Origin of the sequence: Dyadobacter sp. CY261 (assembly GCF_021440085.1) — a bacterium.
GTDB lineage: Bacteria > Bacteroidota > Bacteroidia > Cytophagales > Spirosomataceae > Dyadobacter.
Genome location: NZ_JAKCPW010000001.1, coordinates 875,652 through 891,552 on the forward strand (window position 1 = coordinate 875,652; position 15,901 = coordinate 891,552).

Annotated in this window: 14 protein-coding genes; 8 read left to right on the forward strand and 6 right to left on the reverse strand. The window is 48.3% G+C overall.

The features are described from left to right. Nucleotides 1–52: 52 nt before the first annotated feature. From LZD49_RS03605 to LZD49_RS03615, 3 genes are all read left to right on the forward strand, one after another. The gene (locus LZD49_RS03605) at nt 53–466 is read left to right on the forward strand and encodes a rhodanese-like domain-containing protein (RefSeq protein WP_234665952.1); all 414 of its coding nucleotides are present in this window, start codon (nt 53–55) and stop codon (nt 464–466) included. Beyond that, entirely contained in the window at nt 463–1,464 is a 1,002-nt protein-coding gene (locus LZD49_RS03610) for a hypothetical protein (protein WP_234665953.1), read from the forward strand. The genes LZD49_RS03605 and LZD49_RS03610 overlap by 4 nt, the downstream gene beginning before the upstream one ends. A 217-nt stretch (nt 1,465–1,681) precedes the next feature. Then, on the forward strand, nt 1,682–2,392 hold the full coding sequence (locus LZD49_RS03615; RefSeq protein WP_234665954.1) for a hypothetical protein: 711 nt from the start codon (nt 1,682–1,684) through the stop codon (nt 2,390–2,392). A gap of 169 nt (nt 2,393–2,561) precedes the next feature. Here the strand turns inward: LZD49_RS03615 and LZD49_RS03620 are convergent, their stop codons facing one another. Continuing rightward, nucleotides 2,562–5,108, reverse strand: a complete 2,547-nt coding sequence (locus LZD49_RS03620) for a histidine kinase dimerization/phosphoacceptor domain -containing protein (protein ID WP_234665955.1) — start codon at nt 5,106–5,108, stop codon at nt 2,562–2,564. Nucleotides 5,109–5,536: 428 nt separating this feature from the next. Between LZD49_RS03620 and LZD49_RS03625 the strand changes: the two genes are divergently transcribed. Beyond that, complete coding sequence (locus LZD49_RS03625; protein WP_234665956.1) at nt 5,537–6,640, forward strand: alpha/beta hydrolase; 1,104 nt, start codon at nt 5,537–5,539, stop codon at nt 6,638–6,640. 72 nt (nt 6,641–6,712) lie between these two features. Here LZD49_RS03625 and LZD49_RS03630 read toward each other — a convergent pair whose 3' ends face one another. Beyond that, nucleotides 6,713–8,002 carry an SBBP repeat-containing protein gene (locus tag LZD49_RS03630; RefSeq protein ID WP_234665957.1) on the reverse strand — a complete coding sequence of 430 codons (1,290 nt, stop codon included), beginning with the start codon at nt 8,000–8,002 and terminating at the stop codon, nt 6,713–6,715. A gap of 226 nt (nt 8,003–8,228) precedes the next feature. On the opposite strand from LZD49_RS03630, the gene LZD49_RS03635 reads away from it, so the two are divergent. Next, nucleotides 8,229–9,413, forward strand: a complete 1,185-nt coding sequence (locus LZD49_RS03635) for a thioredoxin fold domain-containing protein (protein WP_234665958.1) — start codon at nt 8,229–8,231, stop codon at nt 9,411–9,413. A gap of 401 nt (nt 9,414–9,814) precedes the next feature. On the opposite strand, the gene LZD49_RS03640 is transcribed toward LZD49_RS03635, so the two are convergent. Both LZD49_RS03640 and LZD49_RS03645 read right to left on the reverse strand, forming a co-directional pair. Beyond that, nucleotides 9,815–10,570 carry an SDR family oxidoreductase gene (locus tag LZD49_RS03640; protein ID WP_234665959.1) on the reverse strand — a complete coding sequence of 252 codons (756 nt, stop codon included), beginning with the start codon at nt 10,568–10,570 and terminating at the stop codon, nt 9,815–9,817. 89 nt (nt 10,571–10,659) lie between these two features. Then, nucleotides 10,660–11,238, reverse strand: a complete 579-nt coding sequence (locus tag LZD49_RS03645; protein ID WP_234665960.1) for a TetR/AcrR family transcriptional regulator — start codon at nt 11,236–11,238, stop codon at nt 10,660–10,662. 261 nt (nt 11,239–11,499) lie between these two features. Here LZD49_RS03645 and LZD49_RS03650 point away from each other — a divergent pair, with 261 nt between their 5' ends. The 3 genes from LZD49_RS03650 (at nt 11,500) to LZD49_RS03660 (ending at nt 13,961) form a co-directional block, all read left to right on the forward strand. After that, nucleotides 11,500–12,315 carry an AraC family transcriptional regulator gene (locus tag LZD49_RS03650; protein ID WP_234665961.1) on the forward strand — a complete coding sequence of 272 codons (816 nt, stop codon included), beginning with the start codon at nt 11,500–11,502 and terminating at the stop codon, nt 12,313–12,315. Between the two features lie 2 nt (nt 12,316–12,317). Beyond that, nucleotides 12,318–13,172: a helix-turn-helix domain-containing protein gene (locus tag LZD49_RS03655; RefSeq protein ID WP_234665962.1), complete on the forward strand. Its 855-nt coding sequence runs from the start codon at nt 12,318–12,320 to the stop codon at nt 13,170–13,172. A 123-nt stretch (nt 13,173–13,295) separates the two neighbouring features. After that, nucleotides 13,296–13,961 carry a GNAT family N-acetyltransferase gene (locus LZD49_RS03660; protein WP_234665963.1) on the forward strand — a complete coding sequence of 222 codons (666 nt, stop codon included), beginning with the start codon at nt 13,296–13,298 and terminating at the stop codon, nt 13,959–13,961. 83 nt (nt 13,962–14,044) lie between these two features. Here the strand turns inward: LZD49_RS03660 and LZD49_RS03665 are convergent, their stop codons facing one another. Then, nucleotides 14,045–14,797 (reverse strand): SDR family NAD(P)-dependent oxidoreductase, encoded by a 753-nt coding sequence (locus LZD49_RS03665; protein ID WP_234665964.1) that lies wholly within the window; start codon nt 14,795–14,797, stop codon nt 14,045–14,047. Nucleotides 14,798–14,875: 78 nt separating this feature from the next. Further along, a complete protein-coding gene (locus LZD49_RS03670) occupies nt 14,876–15,826 on the reverse strand; it encodes an AraC family transcriptional regulator (RefSeq protein ID WP_234665965.1) in 951 nt (316 codons plus the stop codon). Between the last annotated feature and the right edge of the window lie 75 nt (nt 15,827–15,901).

The following is a 15,901-nucleotide window of genomic DNA, read 5'->3' on the forward strand; positions in this document are numbered from 1 at the left end:
CTTTACCTAGTTTTGTATATTAAATCTATCTAAATTATAGATTATCACTACAATGAAAAAGCGCTCATTTCTGATCCTGCTATTTTTTGCGTCCGTCCTGGCCGTTCAAGCGCAGCAACCTGCACCGAAAAACATCGTTAAAGCCGACGATCAGGCCCTGGCCAAGATCAAAGCCGGCAAGGCTTACCTCGTTGACGTCCGTACGCCCGAGGAGTTTGACGGTGGCCATTTGCAATATGCGACAAATATCAATTACAACAGTCCCGAATTTAAGGCGCAGATCGCGAAACTCGACAAACACAAGCCGGTGTACCTCTATTGCCGTTCGGGCAATCGTAGTGGGAAGGCTGCCGACACATTACAAACACTCGGTTTTCATTCGTTTTATAACATCGGGGGTTTCGAGCAACTGAAAGCCGATGGTTTTCCTGCTGAGCAACTTCAAAACAGCGCTTCGAGGAAATGATCAGAAAGTTGCTTGCAGTTTTGTTCCTGGCGACGTCGTTGGGGAACCATGTAGCGGGTCAGTCGGTTCGCTTTCAACGTTTTGAGGCCAACCCGATCATCCGCCCCGAACTGTTGCCGGGCTCCGACGGGAAGAATATCAATGGCCCGTCGCTCATTAAGGTGCCAGATTGGCTGCCCAACAAGCTGGGCAAGTACTATTTGTATTTCGCCGACCATAATGGCACTTACATTCGCCTGAGTTACGCCGACGATCTCAAAGGTCCATGGAAAATTTACAAACCTGGCACCCTGCAAATGAACGATTGCGCCTGCAAAGGCGAAGCGGACGAACTGAAAGCCGGCAGGCACATTGCCTCGCCCGACCTGCATATCGACAATGCGAACAAGCAACTCGTCATGTATTTCCATTGCCCGCTATACGTCAGCGGCGACAAGGCCGATAAAAGCAATTATAAGCAGCTCACGCTCCGTGCTACTTCTATTGACGGCATCCATTTCAAGCCCGAAACGACGCAATTAGGTGAGTCCTATTTCCGCGTATTCCAATGGAGCGGCCAGCATTACGCTGTTTCGCGCCTCGGAATTCTGTGGCGCTCGCCGGATGGCATCAAGACATTCGAGCGCGGCCCTAACCCGTTCGACAAGATCCAGCAACCCGCTTCCACGCTCCGTCACGCGGCAGTAAAGCTGACCGGCGATACATTATGGATTTTCCATTCCCGCATCGGCGACAGCCCGGAACGCATTTATTTGTCCAAAATCGCATTAAAGGGCGACTGGAATACCTGGAAGCCTACGGAGCCGCAAGTAGTGGCATTGCCCGAAAAACCATTCGAAGGCAGTGACCTGCCGCTCACGGTTTCCAAAGAAGGGGCAGCGCGTCAGCGTTTCCGCGAGCTCCGAGACCCGGCCTTTTTTGAAGAGAATGGCAAATGGTACCTGCTGTATTCGGTGGCTGCCGAGAGTGGGATCGCGATCGGGGAGTTGGTGAAGTAAGGTTTTAAAGACCTTTCCAGCCTCCACCATGGCCAGCAGGCATCGCTTAACATAAGGGCACACCATCCAATACCCCGACGGCGTAGGGGGGCAAATCGGGCCGGGGGATCTGGATTTCGTTAGTACTTCAGGCCTTCCGATCCCCCGGCGGACGGGAGGGATCCAAATGGAACAATGTTTGTACAAAACAAGCAAAACCATTTTGACCTGATTTTGAATGAAGAATTTACTACTATTTTTTTGTTTAGGATTGATCTTTTCCTCATGCCAGGCTTTGCGTGACAGTCCAAAGTACAAATTCAATGACGGCGTGTACAAAACGCGCGACAATGGACGGAAGGAATGGGCTTATATCGAAAATAAAGATGATTCCATCTTTGTTTACCGGTTAGCGAAAGGGTTCCGCCGTGCCGCCGTGCCTGTGAAACGGCCCAAGCCCAAAGTTTATCCCGGTACGTCCTCCGAAAAGGTCATTGAAGCCAGCAGATACTGGAAGCAAAGCCTCGATGTGGATGTGCTGACCATGCCTTTCAAATTTCGTCCGGCCAGAAGTTCATTTCCCCGGCAATTAAGCAATCACCTCAACGGAGCGTTGTACCTCGGCTACCGGAATGACGTATATGAGCTGGCCTACAAGCAAAATCCCATCGGACAAGTGAGCCAACAGATCACACACCTGGGGTTTTCGGTCGGGTTGGCAACCGGGGTGGGGGTGACTCCAATGAATCCCTGGGTGACCAAAGATAGTATCAGTGTTGAGTACGACGGCTTTATCTGGACAAAAGCAGTCAGCATTATATTTGCCGTCGACAAGCTCAATTTCGGACTTGCGCTGGGAGTGGACCATCTTTTTGACTCGAATCGCAAGTACTGGATTTATCAGGGGAAACCGTATTTGGGGCTAACGGTCGGGTTGAATTTGAATTAATCGGTCGGGACTAGCTTCTGCCCCAGTTGTTTATGCATCGACGAGAAGTCGTAACTGTTCCAGGCCGGAACGATTGGATCCTTTGTTTTTTGATCATAATATGCCCGGACAACGACACTTCTCCCGGTCGCGGTGTGGGTGGCTGCAATAACAAGTCCTGGCAGAATGATCAAAGCTCTATTAGGCCCAGCAGTTCTTCCCGCGTAGGCAGGGAAGTTGTTACCATGCGGTGGGTAAATGCGATCAGCAAGGTGGTCCCGCCTTCGCTTTGGAGGGTAAAGGTGCCTTCCAGATCTTCGGTAAGGCCCTGGATCAGTTTGAGGCCGAAAGTTCCTATCTCGTTGACATTGAAATTCAGAGGAAGTCCTATGCCGTCGTCGGCAATGGAAAGCACCAGTTTATCCTGATCCACCTTTTTAAAAGACACGATAATCTCTCCTTCCCGGTCATCGGGAAAGGCATATTTGAGCGAATTGGTAATGGCTTCATTTAATATCAAACCGATCGGCACTGCCTGCGACAGATCGAGCTCGATTGTCTCCACACTCACGCTAAAAATGATCCGTTTGCCGAGATTGAAACTGTTGTCCAGGTAATAGACCAATTCATGGATATAGCTTACCATCGCAATGCCAACCATGTTTTCGGATTGATAGATCCGGTGGTGCAGCATTGAAATCGCCTGGATCCTGTGGCGGCTTTCGACAATGGCGCTAACGGCCACTTCCTCTTTCAGGTGGGCCGACTGGGAATTCAAAAGGCTGATCACGATCTGTAAATTGTTTTTTACACGATGATGTACCTCTTTCAAGAGCCATTCTTTTTCATCGACCAGGCGTAGAAGCGACGAATTCTTGGTATTGATCGTTTTTTGCTGTTCTTCCAACTGCAGGTTCTTGTTTTTCTTGACGCGGTAGCCGTTATACAACACCATAAGAAGCCCAAAAAGGGCAACGATCCCGGCGTAGGTAAACTTTTCTGTCCGTGTTTTCAGCTCCAACTGCCGTTTTCTGAGCAACGCTTCATTTTTCAGTAGCTTGATATCCTTTTCCTTTTGGGCTGTCTTGAAATTGGCCTTCATGACCGCGACCTGCTCGTCCTTCGTAATCCGCTGGATCGAATCCCTGAGAAATATGTAACGCTGGTAATTCCGCATTGAGGCGAGATGGTTACCAGCTACAGAATCTGTTTTGTATATTAAATACCGGCCATCCATTTCGAATGCCGGGGTTAGGTTTGCATAGGCCATGGCGGTCTTCACATAACGGCCCGCCTGTTCAAATTTCCCTTGTTCGGTGTAAAATCTGCCAATCGTCAGATAGGCGGCAGGGCCCGATACCGAATTGGCATTCCTCCACCAGAATTTCTCCGTCGGTTCGACCTCTTTATTCAGTCGTATCATTTCGAGATAATACTTTTCGGCGGTCTTGAAATCGTTTATCGCGGCATAACAATTCCCGAACAAAAATGCTACCAGCTGTTTGTTAAGGGTGGTTTCAGGATTTCCCTTGGCCCTTAAAAATGATTTGAGAAAGTCGAGCCCCGCCGTTGCATTGCCTGTTCTGATTTCGGCGTCTACCACTCTCCTTACGAGCGTATACGTTCTGACGATATGCCATACGCTCGTCGAAAGGGCCAGCTTGTAGTATTTGATGCTTGTCGGATGATCGCCCAGGCTGTTGTAAATGTCGCCAGTGGTCCAGTACATGGAATTCAACTGGCTGCTATCCTTGATCGATTTGAGGTTTTCGAGCCCCATTAAGGCGTACCGCAATGCCTGATCGAGATTGTTCTGTTTTTGATAGAATGAGGAAAGCCTTTGGTAACTCGCAAATAGCTTGGTCTTCATGCCGGTCGAGTCTACGAGCTTCAATTCTGCGAGGTAAAACTTTTCGGTCAGGTCGAGTCGGGCGTGGCGCGAATGAATGGTACCTTCCTCGTGCAGGCAATCCGCCAATTCTTCGGTGTTTTTGAGTTCTTTAAAAAGTGCCCGTGCTTTGCCGTAGCTGTAAATTTGCAAATCATAGGTCCCCATTTCAGGAAGGTAGCGTGCCAGGTCCAGCCACCAATGTGCCTGCCCGGCTTTGTCGCCGATCTGCTCGTAGTATTGGATTACCTTATAAAAGCAATCCCTTCCCTGATTGATTTCTCCAAAACGAAAATGATATTTCGCCTCGGCAATGCAGCTTTCGGTGATCCAGTGCCGCGACCGCCCCTGGTTGCTCATGCGGCTCGCCATTTGCAGGAATGGATATGCCTTGCGCAGCTCTTCGGGTTTGGCATCTTTGCTATTGATATAATATTCACTCAGAACCAGGAGCAGCCGGATATACTGCTCACCGTACACTTCGCGAAGAATCCGTTCCGCAGCTTTGAAGTCCTTCTTTTGCGTCAGCGATTTGCAAATGAGGAATGTCGCTTCGTTGTGCCCTTCCGTATATTTCAGATTCTTGCTGAGCTCAGCCGCCGAACGTGCAAATAATGTGGCGCTATCCGCAGAGCCGATAGACTCGTTCCAGTGATAAATGCTGGCGATTTTTAACAGCAGGCTTACTTTGGCCGTATCCTCTTTCGCATTTTTGAGTTGGCTTAAAAAAGAAGGCAGGGAGGAAAGGGGGTAATGTTCCACCGCAAGATGCCTGCTCGTGGGCTGGGCCTTGGCAAAATGGAATAGGAGGAAGAGCGTGCCGAGCAATAGGATTCCTTTGAAAGCCATAATCCGATGAAACGTCTTGAATATTTAGCTTCGTAAGCGACTCATAATCTCCAAATTAAGATTTTTTTTGACAGGCTTCGCAATTCGTCAGACTATATTTTCTCTTCATGAATCCATTTTCAAGAAATGGCGATATATCGTTCCTGAAATTTCATCACGTAGAGGTTAATTCTCTGTAATTTAGATACTTATACAATGCTTGTGATCTTTGATCACAGTCATCTTGCGAGCAGTACTCTTTTATGTTAAAAGGCTCGTTGAAAGCTGCGATAGGGGCTTGAATGTTACCAGCTCGTTATGCGTTTGTAACCCGGGCCTGGCACCGACAAATAGTTGGGTTATTTATAACCGGTGAGGGGAAAGTGTTTTTTGAGTGGATCGTGGCACAATTATTATCAAGCCACGCCACTCAAACAAAAAGCACTTTTATGAAGATGAATTTTAACAAATTTTGCCGGAAGCCGGGGGGACTGCTATTTTGCGGGATGCTGTTTTTCATGGCCGCATGTAGCCTGGAAGATCATAATCTGCCGGCTGGCGCTTCTATTGAGCCGAAAGGCCCCAAACCCGCATTCGCACCCGACATGCATGACCAGATGTGGGCTGTGATCGAAAAACTGCTTAGCTACGGCGATCCGCCGATCCCGACGCTTACACCTCAGCAAGCACGTATGAACCACACCGTGAAAGATGCCGTGATGGACCTCCTTGCCGAAAACAATGTGATGCCGCCGGTTCCGCAAGTGGATACTTCCGGTGCCACAATACCGGTAACCGATGGCTCGATCCACGCGCGGATTTATACCCCCAAAACCGGAACAGGGCCATTTCCGGTTATCGTGTATTTTCATGGTGGTGGCTGGGTGATCGCAAATATCGACGTGTATGACGCCTCGGCGGCGGCGCTGTCCGAAAAAGTGGGTGCGGTGGTAGTGTCGGTGGGATACCGTAAAGGCCCGGAACATAAATTTCCAACCGCGCACAACGATGCGAACCAGTCTTATGAATGGGTCTTGCAAAACCTGGCGATGCTGAAAGGCGATTCAACTAAAATCGGTGTTGCCGGTGAAAGCGCGGGAGGAAACCTGGCGGCCAATGTCAGTATTACGGCCCGCGACAAAGGCTGGATTTTGCCTAAACATCAGTTGCTGGTTTACCCGGTGGCAAACCCGGACACTACACAGCCATCTTACATAAAGTATCATGACGCCAAGCCTTTGGATGTCCCATCGCTAAAATGGTTCCTCGGGCATTATCTCAATGATATGTCCGAAGCAAAAGACCCGCGCATTACGCTCGTGGCAGCCGATCTGAAAGGATTGCCATCCACGATGATCATTTCGGCCGAGATCGATCCGCTTGCTTCCGACGGAGTTGCGCTTCGGAATAAGCTCAGTGATGCCGGCGTGAAGGTAGCCTACGAGTTTTATGATGGTACCACACACGAATTCTTCGGCACCGCCGCCATTGTACCCGAAGCTAAACAAGCGCAGGACAAAGCGGCCGATGCTTTTAAGGAAGCGTTTAAGTAATTATTTGTCAATCGTGAAGGGCAACAGATGGCTTAGGCTGTTTGTTGCCTTTCCCAATTGTAGTATGTGAGCTTAAAGATCGCCCCCGATCACAAACATATCCATAGCGCTGGCAGCGGTCTTAGAGGTTGCGCCGAAGGTGATTGTTCCTTTATAAAATCCTGTAATATAGAGCTTTCCGCTTTTAGTGGCTGCAATTCCCCAGCCGCTCACGTAGTCGGTGCTGCGGGGGAATTGTGCCCGCTGAAGCACGCCGTCGGAATTGTATTTTGATATCGCTGAATCGAAACCTAATACATAGGCATTGCCATGATCGTCGGTGGACACACCGCTGCCCTGGGAATTGAACTTGAGGGATTGTCCCCATTGCAGACCGCCGTCGCGGGTGTATTTAGTGAGGAACCCTTCCGACGATCCGGATTGCCCGGTCACATATATATTTCCAAGACCGTCTATGGCAACATCCCTTCCTACGTCGGCATCGCTTTCACCAGCCGATTGCATCCACTGAAGCGCCCCATCAGAACTGTATTTAGCAAAAAACACATCAGCATCACCTGCGGAAGTTTTGTTGATATTACCAAAAGTGGTGGTTCCGAAGTAAGCGCCGGTTACATACACATCACCGCTGATGGCGTCCGCGGCAATCCCATAGCCGGTTTCCCGTTGGCTCCCCCCGGCCGTTTGCACCCACTGAAACAGGCCGTCAGTGTTGTATTTGAGCACGAATACGTCAAATTCCCCAGCAGCTTGTTTAATGGTCGTTTCGAATTTACCTGTGCCTTGGAATTCGCCTGTTACATACACATTACCGTTAGCATCCAGCGCCAGATCGTGCCCGCGCTCGCCACCGGCACTTCCGACGGAACGTATCCATTGTGCTTCCCCGTTTGTGTTGTATTTGGCGACGAACACATCCGCATCGCCAACAGAGGTGACGGACATGTTGCCTGCCGAAACAGTCCCATAATAATCACCAGCCACATAAACGTCACCGCTGCTGTCGACAGCGATGCCTCTTCCTTCGTCGTAGCCGGTATTTCCAATCGACCTTATCCATTGGAAAACACCTTCGGCATTGTATTTCGCAATGAATACATCAATGTTTCCTGTGGAAGTTTGGGGAGTCTCGCCGAACGCCGTCGTGCCATAAAAAGAGCCTGTCACATAAATGTTACTATCGCTATCCAATGCTACATCCCAGCCGATTGCATTTCCGGCGGTAATAATGAACGGAGCGGCTTTGGATATAGAGTCCCCATTCTTATCTATGCCTCCGGGAACAGGCGGAATATCATGGTTATCCGGATTGCGGCATTGCCATAAACCTAAACAAAGCAGGAAAAGATAAAGCGGTTTCATATTTTGGTTGGAAGTCTGATTTTTGATCCGCAGCCGCACCAGTGGAAGGGATTATGCATGTATAGACAGGAAGCGCTATCAAAACAGTTGCATGTTGACATGATTATTTACAGGGAAGTCTATAAATCAGGCAAATTGCATAGAGGGAATTGCTGCTGCATTTGAATTAGCAGGATAAGTGTTTAGATTAGAGTCCCGAATCTGCCCGGTTACAAAAGCTATCATTATGAAAAGGATTTTTTCAGTCACTGTTTTACTGTTCAGCATACTCAACTGTCGTGCCCAGGGAATTAATTTCGTGACAGCCTCATGGGACGAAACCGTCCAAAATGCGGGAAAGACGGGGAAGCAGATTTTCCTTTACGCCCAAACCAAATCCTGCCGGTATTGCCGGCAGATGGAGAAAGAGGTATTTACAGATCCGAAGGTGATTGAATTTTACAATACCCGTTTTATCAGTTATAAAATCGATATTGAAGACAAAAGCGTGGGTGAAGCATTGTCGAAACAATACGGGATCATGGGCTTTCCAACATATCTGTACTTCGATGAAAACGGTCGTAAACTTCATCAGAGCTCCGCATTTAAACCCGCTGATGCCTTTATTCAGGATGGCCTGAATGCCTCCGATCCCAATACCGCATTGTTTTCCATGTTGGCTAAATACGATAAGGGCGAGAAATCACCGGAGTTGCTTTTCAATCTGAGTAACGCGCTGTCGTATTATATGGTCAATGACAGTCCCAAAGAGAAAATAACCGAAGAATACCTGGGCACGCAGTCCGCTGAGGAATTGGAATCTGAGAAGAACCTGAAATTCATTTTTGACAACTATCTCGACTTTAAATCACCGGCTACCCGCTACCTTTTATCAAATCAGGAGAAATTTGTTCCGCTGTTCGGAAAAGTGAATGTGGACAAAAGGGCGCAAAGAATTGTTACTCAAACGGCCGGTAACGCGGGGAGAGCGAATGATCCCGCATTGATGGCGGATTTGAATAAGATGGTCGCCACGAGCTTTGCGGATACCGGCAAAGTGTTATCAGTCGCCCGGATTTACTTCTACGGCGGTCGGCAAGATTGGCTGAACTACGCCCGGTCGACCTGGCAATATGCCAACACAGTCGGCACGAAGGACTGGCAAACCATGTATGAAACCGGAGCGTACTTGAAATATTTCGCCAAAGATCCGGAAACGCTGAAAATTGGCGTAAAAATCATGGATAAGGTTTTGAAGCTGCATAAAAACTACGAGCATCTGTGCATTTATTCCCGGCTTCAGAGCAAGCTGGGTAACAACGGCCTGGCGCTGGCGGCTGCGAAAGAAGCAGTGAAAATCTCGAAAACCGAAGGAGAAGACAGCACCGAAGCCCGCGAACTCATTGCGGAGCTGGGGGCGGCCAAGAGATAGCTGATTGCTACGCTTATTGTGACAGCTAAATGGTCCACTGGATGTAACCGTTTGGTGATCCGGATTTAATTTGCTTTGTTTTTGAGGCGGAAAGATTTCTAATTACGCCCTCTTAACTCGACTTCCTTCCTTTTACATATTGCGACGAGTAGCTGATCGTGGTCAGGCTACTGACGTCTCCCAGGCAATCAGTCTTTTATGATTTCAGCCAGTATCTCCTTTGTCAATGGTCGATATTTCGGCACCTTTGGTCAGTTATGCGGATATTTGCCGGGATTACATGCGTCAGATGAAGCCAATCCCTCAATACAATGTCAAGTGGCTGTAACCGGATGTTCCGACGGGATGAAGTGCAGCAGGATTACTTTTTTGTGAGTCGGTCAGGTTTTAGATTTTCTGGTTTATAATGTAGCCATTCCGCCATCGATGATAAGCTCGGTTCCTAGCAGGAAGCGGGACTCATCAGAAGCGAAATACACCGCGGCTTTTGCAATTTCTTCGGGTGTGCCAAATCGGCCGACGGGAACCTGGGCAGCTATGCCTTGCCCGATCTGTTTCACTTCATCTTCGGAAATGCCCAGCTTGTGAGGCGTGTAAAGTGGCGTCGCAACTGGTCCCGGGCTAATAGCATTTACCCTAATTTTTCTGGGAAGAAGCTCGGCCGAGAGATTTTTGGCCAGCGTAAGCAACGCAGCTTTGGAAGCAGCATAGAGGCTTGCACCCGGCATACCAATGTGTGCATTAATGGACGTGTTTAGGACGATCGAACCACCTTCGTTGATGATGGGAAGCAATGCCTGGATTGTAAAGTAGGCGCCTTTGAAGTTGATGTCGAACATCTCGTCGTAAAACGCTTCGGTGGCCTGGTCAATGGCTGAGAATTTTGCAATGCCGGCGTTAATGAACAGAATGTCGATTTTGCCCGCATGTTTTTCAACCTCGGCGCGGAGGGATTGGATATCCTCCCGTTTTGCCGTGTCGGAAACAATGCCGTGTGCGTGCTGGCCAAGTTGCTGTTCCACTTCCTGGTTCGTTTTAGCATTGCGGCCGGTGAAAATCACCTCGGCGCCTTCGTTGATATACTCGTGAACGGTGGCCAAGCCGATGCCGCTGTTTCCGCCTGTTACTACCGCTGTTTTATGTGCTAATCTTGACATGATTGTAATCGTTTGGATTTATTTTGTAATGATCGATACAAAACTACGCATGATTTTGTAGTAATCAATACAAAACTTAAAAAATATTTTTAGAGACTTGAAATAATCATTTCCAGCGTAGCGCCCAGCTGTTTTTTGTCACTGTTTGTCGCTGCTACCACCCTGATGCCCATGAAGTTGACAAACAGGAAAGTGGCTAGTATGTCAGCATCTTTTTCGGGAGAGATCTCACCCGTTTCCTGCCCTTTCCGGATAAGCGAAGCCAGGATTGAATGCACTTCATTTTCATTTTCGGTTGCCAGTGAGAGTACCTGGTTGTCCTGATTGGCCATTTCCGTAACGGTATTGACCATGAAACACCCGCGGCGCTCCGGATCGTCCAACGTTTCGTCGACCATCGATGTAAGCAACAGTCTGATGATCTCTTTCACGGGTTTTTTCTCGGCCACCGCCCCGCGCATCCAGTCATGGTGGGAGCGCATATACGATTGCAGGGCGCTTAAAAAGAGCTTGCGTTTGTCGCCATAAGTATCATAAAGGCTCGGTGCATTGATCTCCATGCCTTTGGTGAGGTCGGACATGGAGGTACCGGCGTAACCTTTTTTCCAGAAAACGTTCAATGCCTTTTGCAGGACGGTAGCTTCGTCAAATTTTTTGGGGCGGGCCATGGCGTTGTTTTGTATCGTTTGTTACAATAACAAAGGTGGCTATTTTTTTATTCATGAGGCCGCTTTTGAGCGCCATTTTGCGTGGCAGGAAAGCGGGATTTCGTTAACGAAATATCGTTTGAGTCGACATCATACAACGAAATATCGTATAATTTAATGAGATAAAATTTTTTAAATAGTTGATTAATAAGATATTAAATCACTGGCCGGCTTTTTGTAAATCATACACCGTTTTCCTTCCCCAACTAACTTCCGAAAACGATGAAATGCAAAAGAATACCTCGCACGACAAACACAGATCTGATTGATGCGCGCCTGCTGACAGGCCGCCCCGCCGCTGTGCCAGATATCAAACCACGCACCTATCGTGTTGTTTTGGGCCGCCACCATGCTGCCGACAGCCGATACTTTCTCTATTTGCTTCCTCCCGGAGTTAGACCTTGCACGAAGCCGGATTACCTGCTGTCCGATGATTTTTCGGGTTACCATGTTTCGTTTCGCGAGGAGGTGGTGCTGATGCTGCAATGCGAGCACCTTGTACCGTTCGGGCCGCTGGCTGCCGGGAAACGCATTGCGGTTACAGACCCGACGGCCCAGGAGCGGTTGATAAAGACTATTCAAAAGATCATTCTTGCAGGTCATCAGACCGATGCAGAACGCGTAGCCAGACTCTCCGGACTGCTAAAAATTCTCCTGGTTTATGTTTCCAGGCAATATGCGGCCCGCCATACCGAAACTGATAATCCGGCTAGTGACAGGATTTTGTACAGGTTCAAAGAGCTCCTCAGCTACGAGCCCTCCGGTCATAAAGTGCTCAGCGATTTTGCATCGGAGCTTTCTGTCAGCCAGAACTATCTCAATGTGATGATCCGGAAAAGTTGGGGATATACTGCGAGCCAGCTTATTCAGCAAAACAAAATATACAGGGCCAAGCAGGCGGCTATCTCCACCCACGCGAGCATGAAAGAGGTGGCGTGGAGCCTGGGTTTTCACGATATGGCGCATTTCAGTAAGTTTTTCCGAAATGGAGCAGGTATGACGTTCACCGATTTCAAAAAAGCATTTCAAACCTATTAACAATGAACAGCACCCCCACGAAACCCGGGCCGACCTTTCAAGTGTACAGTTTAGAGGGCTATTTTTCCGGAAGCGGCCGTCGACATCACTACGATCAGCAGGAGGTTTTTGAGTTGTACTGGATACATCGGGGTTCTGCGCTGCTAAGCCTTGATCTGGAAAAACGGCGGATCCAGGATAACACGATGTATTGCGTGTTTCCCGGGCAGATCTGCCGGATTGAACCGGAGGGGAAACTGACAGGTTACAAAGTCCTTTTTTCCAGGGACTTTTTATGCTGTGGAAGCAGCTTGTCACTCCTGCCCGGTTCGCTCGACTATACCGGCCTGGACAAAAAGATACCCATCATGACGCTTGGAGACCAGGTACGGAACGAGATCGAAGAGATTTTCAGAACGATACTTTGGGAATACGGAAACGATTACGAAAACAAAACGGACATCCTGCATGGGCTCTTGACGCTTCTGATCTCTTATTTTTCCCATTCCGACGTGCTGGTGGAGCCTGATCACATAGTTACAAACCAGAAAATCGTTTTCAACAAGTTTCTTGGCAAAATCGAAAACTGCTATCGAACCGAAAAGCAAGTCTCATTCTATGCATCGGAACTCGCCCTGACGCCCAGTTATCTGACCGAGCTGGTCAAAAAAGTTTCGGGCTCTTCTGCGCGCTATCACATTCAGCAACGCGTTTTGCTCGAAGCAAAACGCAAGGCCTTGCTGACGAATATGCAAGTAAAGGACATCGCGTTCGAACTAGGGTTCGACGATCCGTCGACATTCAGCAAATTCTTCAAAGTGCTGACAGGGAGCAGTTTTTCAGAATTTCGCAATGCTGATATTGAAATACTGCAATGACTTTCAATTTTCAGCTCACCGTCGATATGGGCATTGGTCAAAGGATGTCCATCCATCAGTAATTCAATGGCTTTATCGGCCGTAAGATGAACTCGATGTTGTCGTGTCATTTGTAATAAATAATTGAACGAAACCTATATAGGTGGCCAGGAGTACAATGCAATTGGACGTAATGAAGATAAGAAGAAAATGATAGCCATTGCAGTAGAACGCAAGCGGAAACTTGTTTCTCGCATGTATGGCCGCGTATTTTCAACAGCTGACGAGACTAAAAAAATAACTTGCAACTTGGATCCGGACAATATTTCGTTTAGGGCAATGACCATTGCCGATGCGGATGACATTTTAGATATTATCAACTATTATGTTGCTAATTCAACTTCCTACTTTTCTGAGACGCCATTAAAAAAAAGCAATATTACAGATATGCTAAATGGGGACAGTATGCTTCCCAGATACGTGATCCAAAGGGGAGGGGAAGTAATAGGATTTGGATACGCCTATCATTTCAGGCCGGAAAGTACCTTTTCGCAAACGGTCAAACTAACGTATTGGTTAAAAGATGGTTTTACCAGGAAGGGGTTAGGGAGCAAACTTTACAATATTCTGGAAAGCGAGCTTAGGGGGCTAAGAATATCCAGCATTCTGGTAAATATTTCATCTGAAAACATAGCCAGCTTAAACTTTCACAGGGCATTGGGATACAAAGATTGCGGGAATTTTGAGAAGATTGGATACAAAAATGGCAGGCATTTTGACCTGATCTGGCTTCAAAAATTGCTGGATTAAATTTTCACGCATCGACTGCGAATGCCGGTAAGGAAACATTCCGGGAAGGCAAAGCACTCACCAGATTTAAGCAGCCGATGCCGTTATAAGCTCATTCCCCCGGTAACTTCAATCCGTTGCCCATTCACCCATTTGGCGTCTTCACTGCACAAAAATGCCACTACGCCGCCGACATCGTCTGGCAAACCAACGCGTCCGAGGGCGGTCATGCTTTGCACCCATGCGCGGATTTCAGGTGAATCCTGCATGGTGCTGCCACCGAAAACAGCGCCCGGGGCCACTACATTCGCGGATATCCTTCTGGCTCCCAATTCCAGGGCTAGGTAGCGCGTGTAGACATCGATGCCGCCTTTCATAATCGCATAGGCAGATACCCCCGGAAACGAATAGCGAGACACAGCAGATGATATATTCACAATGCGCCCACCGTCGTGAATATAGTTTACCGCTTTTTGTGTGAGGAAGTAAACGCCTTTAAGATGAATGTTCAGCATTTCGTCGAACTGGGCCTCGGTAGTCTCTGTAACCGGGGCTGTAAGGCTGGTGCCTGCATTATTGATCAAAAAATCGAAACGTTCCGCATCGAATGTATCCCGCAATGCCAGATTTACCTGGTTAAAAAATGTATCGAAGCCCGGGGTTTCGGCTGCATTCAGCGGCAGGGCTACGGCTTTGCGTCCAACGGATTCAATGGCAGCAACTGTCGCTTCCGCTTCGGTGCGGTTGCTTAGATAGGTAAGGATTATGTCGGTACCTTTTTGCGCCAGGTTCAATGCGATGTCTTTACCTATTCCACGGCTTCCGCCAGTAATTAATGCGATTTTGTGAGAGCTCATTTGACTTTCGTATTGGTTTAAAAACAATACAAAAGTCTGCCAAATGCCGGAAGGTTGGTTTGTTAGGGTCAATCAACTTTATGTAAAAATCACACTTTTTGCTTGTGAGCGAAATGCGCCGGGTGACAGGGAAGTGCCGCTCTTGAAAAACTTGGCAAAATGTGCAAAATCGGAAAATCCCAGGCTGTCGGCAATTTCGGCGATCGTCCAGTCGGTGTGGAGCAGCAATGCCTTGCTTTCCTGCACGATCCTGCCTGCGATGAGTTCCGTTGTGGTCAAGCCCGTCGTTTCTTTGAGTATTTTATTCAAATGATTGACATGAACAGAAAGTTGGTCGGCAAACTGCTTTGCGGTGCGCAGCGCGATCCGTTGCTGTGGATTTTCGAGCGGAAACTGTCTTTCGAGCAGCTCAATAAACAATGACGTTACCCGGGCCGATGCACTATGGTTAGGATGAAGCACCGCGGTCGACTGTAATTTTTGCCCAACATGGATCAATTCCAGTGCATAGGCGCGCAAGAGGTCATATTTGTAGGTGTAATTGGACCTGATTTCGGCCTCCATATCATCGAAAATACCTTGAACCCGCGCGGTGTCACTCTCCGAAAGCGTATAAACCGGATGTTCCGGCGACTTGAAAACAGGCAGTTCGTCCAGGATCACACCGCTTCGGTTAGGATGAAGGAAATCTGCCGTAAATACACAGAACTGCCCCGTTTGCCGGCCTTCGGGCGACCATAGAAACGGTTTTTTGGGCGTCGAAAAAATCAGTGATGGCTTCGAAATTTCTACCGCCTTATCCGGATATTGCGCCACCGAACGCGCGGTTAAGAAGCTGATTTTGTAGAATGCGCGGCAAGGGTAGGGGATCGCCGGCTTCTCTCGCGCAGTTTGGCTGATTTGGGTCAGGTTAAACACATTAAAATGCCCCGCCTCATGCTGAACACCGTCGGGCAGCAGCGCGCTCAGGTCGGTCGATAAGCCGCTGGAAAGCCGGTAGCAGATATCCTCGAAGGAGTTTGATTTCACGGTATGAATATTTGTAAAAATCAAAGTTAAGGGAAATCTCATGCGAAATTAATCTTTAAAGTCACGTTCCCGATT

What these genes read in the sequence shown, in the direction of transcription:
- LZD49_RS03620 (WP_234665955.1), bottom strand. Translation starts at nt 5,108, where the DNA reads ATGGCTTTCAAAGGAATCCTATTGCTCGGCACGCTCTTCCTCCTATTC.
- LZD49_RS03605 (WP_234665952.1), top strand. Translation starts at nt 53, where the DNA reads ATGAAAAAGCGCTCATTTCTGATCCTGCTATTTTTTGCGTCCGTCCTG.
- LZD49_RS03625 (WP_234665956.1), top strand. Translation starts at nt 5,537, where the DNA reads ATGAAGATGAATTTTAACAAATTTTGCCGGAAGCCGGGGGGACTGCTA.
- LZD49_RS03645 (WP_234665960.1), bottom strand. Translation starts at nt 11,238, where the DNA reads ATGGCCCGCCCCAAAAAATTTGACGAAGCTACCGTCCTGCAAAAGGCA.
- LZD49_RS03635 (WP_234665958.1), top strand. Translation starts at nt 8,229, where the DNA reads ATGAAAAGGATTTTTTCAGTCACTGTTTTACTGTTCAGCATACTCAAC.
- LZD49_RS03615 (WP_234665954.1), top strand. Translation starts at nt 1,682, where the DNA reads ATGAAGAATTTACTACTATTTTTTTGTTTAGGATTGATCTTTTCCTCA.
- LZD49_RS03650 (WP_234665961.1), top strand. Translation starts at nt 11,500, where the DNA reads ATGAAATGCAAAAGAATACCTCGCACGACAAACACAGATCTGATTGAT.
- LZD49_RS03665 (WP_234665964.1), bottom strand. Translation starts at nt 14,797, where the DNA reads ATGAGCTCTCACAAAATCGCATTAATTACTGGCGGAAGCCGTGGAATA.
- LZD49_RS03655 (WP_234665962.1), top strand. Translation starts at nt 12,318, where the DNA reads ATGAACAGCACCCCCACGAAACCCGGGCCGACCTTTCAAGTGTACAGT.
- LZD49_RS03610 (WP_234665953.1), top strand. Translation starts at nt 463, where the DNA reads ATGATCAGAAAGTTGCTTGCAGTTTTGTTCCTGGCGACGTCGTTGGGG.
- LZD49_RS03640 (WP_234665959.1), bottom strand. Translation starts at nt 10,570, where the DNA reads ATGTCAAGATTAGCACATAAAACAGCGGTAGTAACAGGCGGAAACAGC.
- LZD49_RS03630 (WP_234665957.1), bottom strand. Translation starts at nt 8,002, where the DNA reads ATGAAACCGCTTTATCTTTTCCTGCTTTGTTTAGGTTTATGGCAATGC.